The organism is Microbacterium sp. SL62, assembly GCF_026672635.1.
Classification (GTDB): domain Bacteria; phylum Actinomycetota; class Actinomycetes; order Actinomycetales; family Microbacteriaceae; genus Microbacterium; species Microbacterium testaceum_A.
In genome coordinates, this window is record NZ_JAPPRM010000003.1 from 83,783 (window position 1) to 93,295 (window position 9,513).

Sequence of the window (9,513 nt, forward strand, 5' to 3'; positions counted from 1 at the left end):
TATGTGGTCACTCGGCCGGCTCGGCTTCCGTCTGGCCGGCTGGCGTGATCAGATCACCCAGCCCGTGTGCGTGCATGTCGACTTGCCAGGTCACGTAAGCAGCGACCGTGTTGAAGAAGTCGTCATATCCGGGGGGCTGATCGTTGAAGTAGAAGTATGAGTGCTGCCACTCGTCGTCGGCAGTGACCTCGGAGCGCACTACGAATGACGTGTCGGCGAGCTCGCCATCATTCAGAACCGATAAAAGGTGCGCGCGACGACCCCGCTCGTTGCCGTCGCCTACCAAACCGACATGCTGCCGCACTCTGTACCCATCGTCCTTGAAATCAACGAACGCAGTCTTCTTGGAATCGGGGTGCGGAACCCCGGCGGTGAAGAGGGCGATCACAACGTTCACACCAACGCCGTAGAACGAGTCAGGGTTCATTGTGACAACGGCGTCGAGGGTGTGGTGCGCGAGAATTCTCGCCTTGAGCGCCTTGTCCTCTTTGGTCTTGCCCACCATGGCCGACTGCGGCACGATCGCGGCAAGACGTCCCTTGCGGTTGAGTAGACTTAGAGTTCTGTCGATAAATGAGAGCTCGGAGAGATGGCGAGTCTCCTTCGTCTTTGCCTGCGAGTAGGGCGGGTTAATTAGAGCCTTAGTGAAACCGTGGCCCTCGGCCCATCTTTTCTCACCCGGTAGCCATAGGTCGCCCCGCAGCTCGTGCAGGTCGAGGTCGAAAAAGTTGTGGCGCTGGAAATTAGCCTTCCCGTCGCCACGCAGAATCATGTTCGTTGTTCCAATAGCGAAGAGCTTGTCCTGAAGTTCCACGCCGTGAAGGCGATTCCTTTTTATGTCGTCCAAGCGGGTTCGAAGCGCTGCTGGATCGTTCTTGAACCGGTCCTGTGCGTCATCGAACATCCTGCTCATCGCTGCGATCAGGAACGCAGCAGTGCCAGCAGCCGGGTCGATCACGATGTCGTCCGCGTCGACATCCACGAGCTCCGCCATGAGCTCCGTGACATGATGCGGCGTGAGGACGATGCCGAGGGAGTTCCCGTCCGAGCCGCCGTACTTGACGAACTCCCCGTAGAAGCTTCCGAGCACGTCGAAGGAACTGCGACCGGGGTCTGACACCGCATGGATCACGTCACGGTCCAGTACTTCGACGAACCGGCACATGGGCGTGATGCCGCCAAGGTCCTTGTTGACTCGGTTGAGCAGCACGTGCGACTTAATGAACGAGAACTGATCTAGCAGCGCACCGGTTTTCTGCTTGGGCATGAAGTCGGTGTCGTCGCCCTCGAGGTACTCCCGCGCGGCCTTATAAACCTTCTCTCCGTCTGTGAAACCCGATTTGCGCTCACCCTTGAGGTCGGCGATTAGGTTGGGCTGGTACTTCAGAGCAAGCAAGATGGCTGAGACGAGCGTCGCTTTTCGCTCGCCCTCAAGCGACGCGTAGTTGCGCATGTCTTCGTGAAGACCCGCGGCCACTTTGCGGATCTCGCGAACTTCGCGCACTTCGCGCGGTAGCTCTCCGAGCACTGCAACACGGTGGTACTCGGCGATCGTGTCCTCCGCGAGATCGACGAGAGTGTCGACCTTCGCCAACACCAAAGGGTCGCGACCTTTTTCAGCGAATGCGACTCTGACGTCATGATGCGTCTCGCTTCCGGCGACCCCCACTGCGAAGACTCGTTTGCCCGTCCGGTCGGCTAGGAGGCACGCATAGTGAACTGCACCGTTGAGCGCATAGTCGCTGCGTGCCGGGTACGTGATGTCGAGTACACCATCGACGAGGAGCAGCGACCGATCGATCGCTGCTTTGTCCTCGATGACGACGATAAATTCGCCCGACTCGATGACGAATTCGGGCTTGCCTCGACCACCGCCAACACCCTTCGAGGCGCCCTCGAGGGCGTCATAGATGTAGGTTGGCGCATCACTGCAGCTCTGTTCCCACGGGCGGTCATACCCGATCTCGCGGAGCATGTCACGCACGAACTGGTCAGTGCTTCGCTCGTTGCTCACAGGGCTGGTGTTCTCGTAGCGGTCACTCCTCAAATGTATTGGGTTGGGAGGGCCTCCTGTTTGAAGTGGGCCAGGACCCCGCAGGCTCGACCCCCATGCCGCCAGCGGTAGCCCGCAACCGTGCCGGTTCTCTACTCCGACACGAACGCCTTCTTCTCGGACTCTCCGATGAGAGGCGACGCTAGCGGTGCGTTTCTTGACGTCCTAGCGCCGGGTTCAGGCAGAGTCTGGTTGTTCGCGTCGCGCGGCCCATGATCGGTGGCGGCTAAAGAGACCGCACTCGGGCCCATGCGGACCATAGAGCCGCCCCAACGGTCAGGATCGCGAGGGTGGGAAGGGCTGCCCTCAGGACGTCGCCCGCAACTCCCAGGCCCGCGCTCAGGCTGACGCCCAAGATAAACACGGCGCCGAAACTGAGCGCGCCCAAGATGACGACTGTGCCGATGGACACTGCGGTGTATCGGTCCACCCTCGCACCAGTCTCGCGGACGCGGTCGAACGCTGCTCTTTCCGCCGCCGGAAGGAGCTCCGCAATGCGCTCGTTAGCAAGGTCCCGCCGGCGCGCGAGGACCTTCATCTCGGCCCAGTTCAAGCTGCAGATGAGCGCGAGTAACCACACAACGATGGCAACAATGATGGCGAGGGCAGCGCCAGTAACGCCTTGGCGCCGGCCGCGAGCAAGCCGCCAGCGACCGCCGTGACAGCCAGTGCAGCCGACGTTTGCATCTGGGTGCCCGCAGCGCGTGCGCGGCCCTCAAACTCCGCACTCAGCGCCTGCCAGAAGGCAATTTCGTCATTATCCTTCACCCAGCTCCTCCAATTGCTAAAGCGTCCGCGCACTGACGGTACCGGCGAGCCGTTCGCCGGAGCAATCACGATTCAGCCGTCACGATTACCGTTCATTGTGGATGAACGGCAGTCTTGTTCCACATCGCGCAGCGAACCGGCTTTGTCACACGCCCCGCCGATGAACCGGTGTTGACGAACTCGTGCCTTTGGCTGCATTGGCCGATTCATAAGCGGGGGACACTGATCCCGTTCCGCTCTCACGCGCCACGTGCACCGGCTTTCTATCGGTGGTTGCAGTAGATGCCGCAGACGCGTCGGTCACGGTGGCCCAGGCGCGGGCCGCGGTCGCAATCTCCTCGGAAAGATCGGGGTCGTCATCGGCGCACAGCCCCGCGCCCTCCTTGCCGCCCCAGAAGGGCCAATCAGCCGAGTAGTCGTTGATGAGTCGGTACAGCATTCGACAAGTGTCGCGTGAAGCGACGGGCCTGCGGGCGCGACCAGACGGGCTGCACGTTTGTATTGTGATTTCGCCGCACAGAGTGCGCCGTGTTCAGGGACGCGCTTGACACGTGATCCTTGACACATGATCTCCTCTAAGTAGTGATGGTGTCAGAGGCAGATCGATGAGACGATGCACTGGATGACAAGCGCGGAGCACCTGCTGGCTGGAAGCCCATATCTCGTCGATGGCGACGACACATCTCAGACGCGCTATGCAAAGGCGCGCGAAAGGGCCGACAGCACTCGCGCTCGAGCGCAAGCGACAAACACGCGCATTCGGTCCGAGGCAGAATCCATACTCGGCCCGTACTTGGCTGTAACGCGAATGGACCTCGTCTCAGAGAGTAATCGGATCGAAGGTATCGAGTGGGATCCACAGGATGTGAGGGAGACGGTCCGACGTCACGCGGACTTGATCGGTGGTCCCGAGCACGCGCTGACCGAGACGGTCATCGCGGAGCCGAAGCTGTACGAGGTGCTCGGTCTGTACCGTGCCCACGAGATCGCAGACTCCTGGCTCGCTGAGGAACACGTGCCGCGCGCAGCTGAGATTCGTGCTCTGCACCGCGTGATCTTGGGTGACATCCGCACCGCTGGGGCATACAAGCAGTTCGATAACGAGATCAGTGGGCGGCCAGATCATCGCACAACGGCTCCGCATGAGGTCCCGCGAGTGATGCTTGAACTCGCCGATTGGTGGGCAGACAGCAAGGGTGATCCGTTGCTTGCATCCACGGTCATCCATGCATGGCTCGCTCACATACATCCGTTTGAAGATGGGAACGGTCGCCTCGCTCGAATATTGGCCAACCTTGAGCTCTCGCGGAGCGGCTACCCGCCCCTGATTCTTCGCGCTCAGGACGACCGCGGAGAGTACTACTCCGCGCTTCAAGCTAGTGACGACGGTGACATCTTGCCGCTGTACGAGCTCTTTGAGCGGGCGATTCGTCGGCAGTCGAAGATCATGGCTCGACCTCAGTACGTTCAGGACATCATTAACGATCGACTACTCGCGAGCGATCAGCAGAGATTCGGACTCTGGAGCGCCACGCTTCAGCAATTTTCCGACGAGCTGACGTCGGAGATGCGCTACGCCGGGGGCGATTTGAAGGTGCAAGGCACGCTGAGTCTTCCGGCGTTTTCGCTACTCAGCAACCGAGACGCGGATGGCAACGGGTGGTATGCAAAGGCATTCGTCAACGGAGAATCGGAGTGGCTTCTCTGGTTTGGGTACCGATCTGATGAATGGGTCGACTTGTCCGCGAATGGCGACGACTTCCCGTCGATCTTTCTGTCCCGACGAGACCGGAGCGACGGGGCACTTCACCCCTATACTCAGTTCTTCGACGAATCAGATCTGTCCCAGCATGTGCCAGACGAGATCCATCTATTGCCGGCCCGGGCACGAACCGTTTGCGTGCGACGAGGCTTCGATACTGATGAGTTTCGTCCACACGAGGCGGCACGCATCGTCGCGGGGGCGCTCACTTCTTCCCGAAGGCCGATCTGACCAACTGAACTGACCCACGGTCGCACGGAGCCTGACCCGCCATCGACCGCCGAGGGTTCGAATCGGATGTCGCGCTCGGCGGTGCTGCCGCTGACCTCGGGACGCCGAAGTCACTTGTGTGGCCAACCCTCGACGTTCGGCGAGTCGCTGGTCATATGGTTGCTGTATGGCGAACCGCTTCCCTAACCAGACCTGTGTTTTCTGCACGAGGCCGAGTGTCGGGGTTGGCGAACACGTGTGGCCACATTGGTTCATCGGGGACTTCCATGGACAGGGTCCCTTCACCACTTCCCGGGCCGGCGTGCCCTACACCAAGCGCGACAAGGTGACCCCGCTCACTACCAATTCTCTGCAAGGCGTACACGTTCCAGCATGCGAACAGTGCAACGCGGTACTCGACACGACGATCGAAAAGCCGGCGAAGCCCCTCGTACGACGATTGATGGACCATCGCGACTCGAGCGATGAACTTCTGCTGACGGCGGACGAGTGCGCCACATTAGCCCGCTGGATCTTGAAGGTCGGGATTCTTGCGGCGCATCCGGCGGCCGACCATGACCACCCCGGGCTTCAGCGTGATCCTGAAGTGAGCGGACTCGACTTCGTCCGATCAGAATGGCTGGATTGGCTACGCGCGGGGAGTCCCCCGCCTGACGGCTTCTCAGTCTTCATCACACGACGTTCTCTTCGCGGCGAAGCCGCCGAGCCGGACGTCAAGCAGAAGATCGTCTTGCCGCGAGTGGCCGTGGAGGGTGAAGACCTGGACTTCATGAGTCGGTCGTTCGGGTTCTCTGGCGTTAACGCAACGATCGTCTGGCACCCGGGATGGCCAATCAGTCACGCCCAAGTCGATTCCGGTCGCGCCCTAAGATTGTGGCCGCACCCGACAGAGGCGGACTTCGGAGCGCTACCTATCGTCCATCCGAAGGAGCTCGCGTTCTGGGACGGCTCTATCGGTGTGCGGATGTTCTCCTCAGACGAGTACGCAAGCGGCACGGAGGTGCCGCTCAGCGTAGGGTCAGACCATTTCAGCGCGTTTTTCGGCGGTGAGATCCCGCCGACGCCGAATACGGATCAGTAGCGCTCCCATCGCGGGGACGTCTATCGCGGCCACGGCTGCGTGACCCGGGGAGCAAGAGACCAACTCGCCGTTATCCACCCGCCGCGCATCTGAGCGCGCACGCACACTTGCCGCAGGTTGTAGGGGTCGTGTCGAACTTCCCAACGTCCTCGTGCTTCGCCACCGATGCCGGACTTCCTGCCGCGCATGGGGTGTCACTCTTCAGCATCGTAGACGAGGCCCGCGAATTTAACTCCGTACGGCTGAACCGAGCGCCATGCGAGGGGGAGTGCAATGTAGTCGTCGCGAGTCAGTTTCATCGGCACCTGCGGCACTGTGCCCGACAGCGCCACATACATCTGATTGGGGGAGAGGGAGTGACGAGGCATGCCAGGAACTCGAAGCCCAGACTGCGGCGCGTCTGCCACTGCGGGATGACCCACAAGTCGAGCAACAGCTGCACCTCGCCGAGCGTCCACAACGCCTCCGCACGCGGATCTTGCCCGCGGTCGAGCACATTGCCGCCGGAGTACCCTGCGAGGTATCGGACGAAGCCTTCGCGTATCCGCTTAAACCCTCCCTCGACGTGCGGCTTGTCGGTCGTCTGACCCGGGTCGGCTCGAGTCTGCGAGATCTCGAGCCGTTCGCACGCGACAGTGGACACTTGCCGACGAACACCTTGCCACGGTCTGCCGTCACTGACTCAGGCACGATTAGTGGAACACGGGCAGCCGCTTCCTCAAGGTCCGACCGTGCCGAGGTGCCACGCCCGTCAAAGAGTCTCACGGTGAGGGTGAGCTCGGCCGATTTGGTCGAGTCCGCACGAGGGAGAAGTAGAAGGCGCGCGCCAATCTCAGTTTCGACAAGCAGCCAGGGCCGCAGAGGGGGAGTGCGGCACTGTCGCGCAGGGATGACGAAAGTTGGATCTCGTGCGACTCCGATGGCATCGCCGAGGTAGTCGAACAAGGTCAGCACATCGCGTTCCCAGGCGGAGGCGAACGGGACATGGCTCGCAGTAGTCGAGAACCACCAGCGCCCTTCGTAGGATTGTTTTCCTACCCAGGCGGGGATGGTTGAGATTGGACGGAGATCCTCCGACGCCAGCGCCCCGAATTCCGCAACGCCGACGTTCAGCGTTCCTTGCTGTCCGTGGCCCCTGCAAACGAAGCGCGCTTCGGGCAGGAGGTTGCTTATGAGCTCCACGTCGAATTACTTCATCTCGCGTCACCCGCGATGGCAGAAGCATCCCGAAGCGCAAGCGGAGAATCAAGGCCACCCGCGAATCCAATACCGCCCGACGTCGATTCGGGCAGATTTGCCGTCTAATCAGCGATTCTCGGCGTGGCGAACCGCTCGGATAGGCAGTAAGTGAACGGCGGCGTGGCGAACCGCTCGGATAGGCAGTAAGTGAACGGCCTACCCGGCTGACATCTCCCGTGAAACGAATGGTCGCCATGTCTCCGATTCCGGAGGTTGACACGTTCGATGAGACGAATGACATGTGCAATGACGCTGGGCACAGACCCTTCAAGACCGACGGCGAACCCTGCAAACTGACATAATATCTACTATCGGCTTGCCCTGTTTCGCTCGATGCAGACTGTCTTCTGAGCGAGGTACGCAAGCCAAGCGTCATATTCAAAACCGAGATGTTCTCGAACATTGAGACCAGCACGTCGGGGACTCCCACGGTTCATCAGGTCGGGCCTGCCGGCGCGCTGACGTTGATATGCCACGTGACGTCGTTGCGCGCGCCAGGGACAATGCCTCCGCCTCAAAGATCGCCTCTGTGCGCTCTGAGCTCGGCGTCATATCGGTCAGTCAAGCGGCTTCAGTAAAACGATCCATACGTGCAGCCCAGTCCTGAAGGCGTCGGCGGATCGGCCAGCCGCTATCGATGGACGCGAAGTACCCGGAATCTTCCCACGCACCGGTGGCCCGCGCCCTGAGCGCTTCGTCTATCGCAGTGTTCCCAAAAGGCTCTTCTTGAAGCTCTCCCGACTCCCGCTCGAACTCCTCCGTCAACACACAAGCCGCTACGAGAGCAGCCACCCGGCGGTTCGCTGAGATTTGGCTCCTGGCGCCTCGCGGATGCGACAAATTAAGGCGGGCGGAATCTGTGTCAACGAGCCCACTAGATGCAACAGCCCCCGACGAGGAGTTGCGAAGGGCGATTCCAATTTCGCTGCAAAGCGTCCCAAACCAGCGCGCAGACCGTGCGTCGTAGTTCTCAACCGCTGAATCTGGCCACAAACTACTGAAGCTAATCATCGGAAAAATCATCGAATAGTAAAAGTTGTGAGGCACAGCATCGCTGACCACGGTGTTATGCAACCACGGATCCAGCAGACGATCACCAACAGACGCCGACATCTCAAAGATATCGCTCAGCGACAGAATCCCCATGAAGTATGCAGCCTTCAACGTCTCATATTCCCGGGGCTCCCGATTGAGCCAGGGTTTGATAAAAGAGTCCTCGAACAAAGTTCGTTCGTCCGGAGAGAGGTTTTGCCGATCGAGACAGCATCTGGCGACAAAAAGGGCTGACCAAAAACGCCGACGAACCCCGGAGTCGAGGGCCTCCACTATGTAGGCGCTCAGTTCCGAGAGGAGGATAGCCTCTCCGCTTGCGTCCTGACGATAAAGGGAACCAATCGCGCCTTCCAATTCAACTGTTGAGACCCCGAAGGAAGGCGTCGCGTAATAGCTCTCTGTCAATGCAGTGAAGCGAGGGAAAGCTAGACGCAAGAGGCCCGGCGCTGGTGGGAGGTCGGTGAGGCATCGCCCTACGAAGAAAAGAGTGTTTGCGCGATAGCTGAATGTTCTGCCATCAGCATGTGAGAACGAAATCATCTTTGCGATGGCCCGCTCTGCTCCCTTGATGACCGACCTATTCATGATTTGGATTGCGAGTTGGCCAACTGTGTCCCACTCATTCTTGGAAACTCGCGTGACAAGCTGCATTGCCAACTTTTCAGGCTCCGGATACTTCCGATTGAGCTGGGCGGCCGCGTAGTATTCCATGAAGGTTCGGTGGGCAAACGTGAAGAGCGGTACTCCGTCCGGCGTCAGGCCGGCCTCGGCGAGCACCCAGGCCCGACCGCGGCAGAACCCAATGAAAGACTTCGCGGCGGCGGTCGCCTTCTCGGTTGTCTCGTACGCTTCCGCTTCGAAGAAGGCGGCGATTTCGGCCACCAACTCCGTCTCCGTCACGCCGGCATCTTGGTCGGAATTAACGAACATCCATAGGGCCAGGTGCTTGAGGGCGTCGTCGAGGTACGAGTCGAAAGTGAAGTCGTATTTAAGGCCTCGGCTTCTATCCCATGTGGTGAACAGAAGTTCGGTGCACTTCTCGTAGATCCCAATTCTGTTCCTCGGCAGGTAGTTCTGCCCTCGGTAGATGATGCATAAGAGGGCCAACAGAAGAGGGTTGCTGCGTAGATCGGAAATAGAGGCCGATTCGCGCAGGAAAGCATCGACGACGTCCTCGACGGTGACGCCTTCATCCATTTGCAGCTCGGACGCGTTCAGATTGAACCATTTTGCCGCGTAATCCTCGACGTCCGCCGCCGTGTGGCTGCCTAGTTCGAGGGGATGAAACGATCGCGGGTCTAGCTGAGCTTCCGCGTATCCGACACG

7 protein-coding genes are annotated in these 9,513 nt (G+C 60.1%); 2 read left to right on the top strand and 5 right to left on the bottom strand.

Features of this window, described 5'->3' with window-relative positions:
- Nucleotides 1–7: 7 nt before the first annotated feature.
- The 3 genes from OVA26_RS17305 to OVA26_RS17315 form a co-directional block, all read right to left on the bottom strand.
- On the bottom strand, nt 8–2,014 hold the full coding sequence (locus OVA26_RS17305; RefSeq protein ID WP_268105236.1) for an HsdM family class I SAM-dependent methyltransferase: 2,007 nt from the start codon (nt 2,012–2,014) through the stop codon (nt 8–10).
- A gap of 588 nt (nt 2,015–2,602) precedes the next feature.
- A complete protein-coding gene (locus OVA26_RS17310) occupies nt 2,603–2,821 on the bottom strand; it encodes a hypothetical protein (protein WP_268105237.1) in 219 nt (72 codons plus the stop codon).
- A gap of 145 nt (nt 2,822–2,966) precedes the next feature.
- Entirely contained in the window at nt 2,967–3,260 is a 294-nt protein-coding gene (locus tag OVA26_RS17315) for a hypothetical protein (protein WP_268105238.1), read from the bottom strand.
- Between the two features lie 183 nt (nt 3,261–3,443).
- On the opposite strand from OVA26_RS17315, the gene OVA26_RS17320 reads away from it, so the two are divergent.
- Entirely contained in the window at nt 3,444–4,814 is a 1,371-nt protein-coding gene (locus OVA26_RS17320) for a Fic family protein (RefSeq protein ID WP_268105239.1), read from the top strand.
- Nucleotides 4,815–4,980: 166 nt separating this feature from the next.
- Complete coding sequence (locus OVA26_RS17325; protein WP_268105240.1) at nt 4,981–5,895, top strand: hypothetical protein; 915 nt, start codon at nt 4,981–4,983, stop codon at nt 5,893–5,895.
- A 194-nt stretch (nt 5,896–6,089) separates the two neighbouring features.
- Here OVA26_RS17325 and OVA26_RS17330 read toward each other — a convergent pair whose 3' ends face one another.
- A complete protein-coding gene (locus OVA26_RS17330; protein ID WP_268105241.1) occupies nt 6,090–6,263 on the bottom strand; it encodes a hypothetical protein in 174 nt (57 codons plus the stop codon).
- Between the two features lie 1,432 nt (nt 6,264–7,695).
- A partial coding sequence (locus OVA26_RS17335; protein ID WP_268105242.1) for an NACHT domain-containing protein occupies nt 7,696–9,513 on the bottom strand: 1,818 nt, incomplete at its 5' end.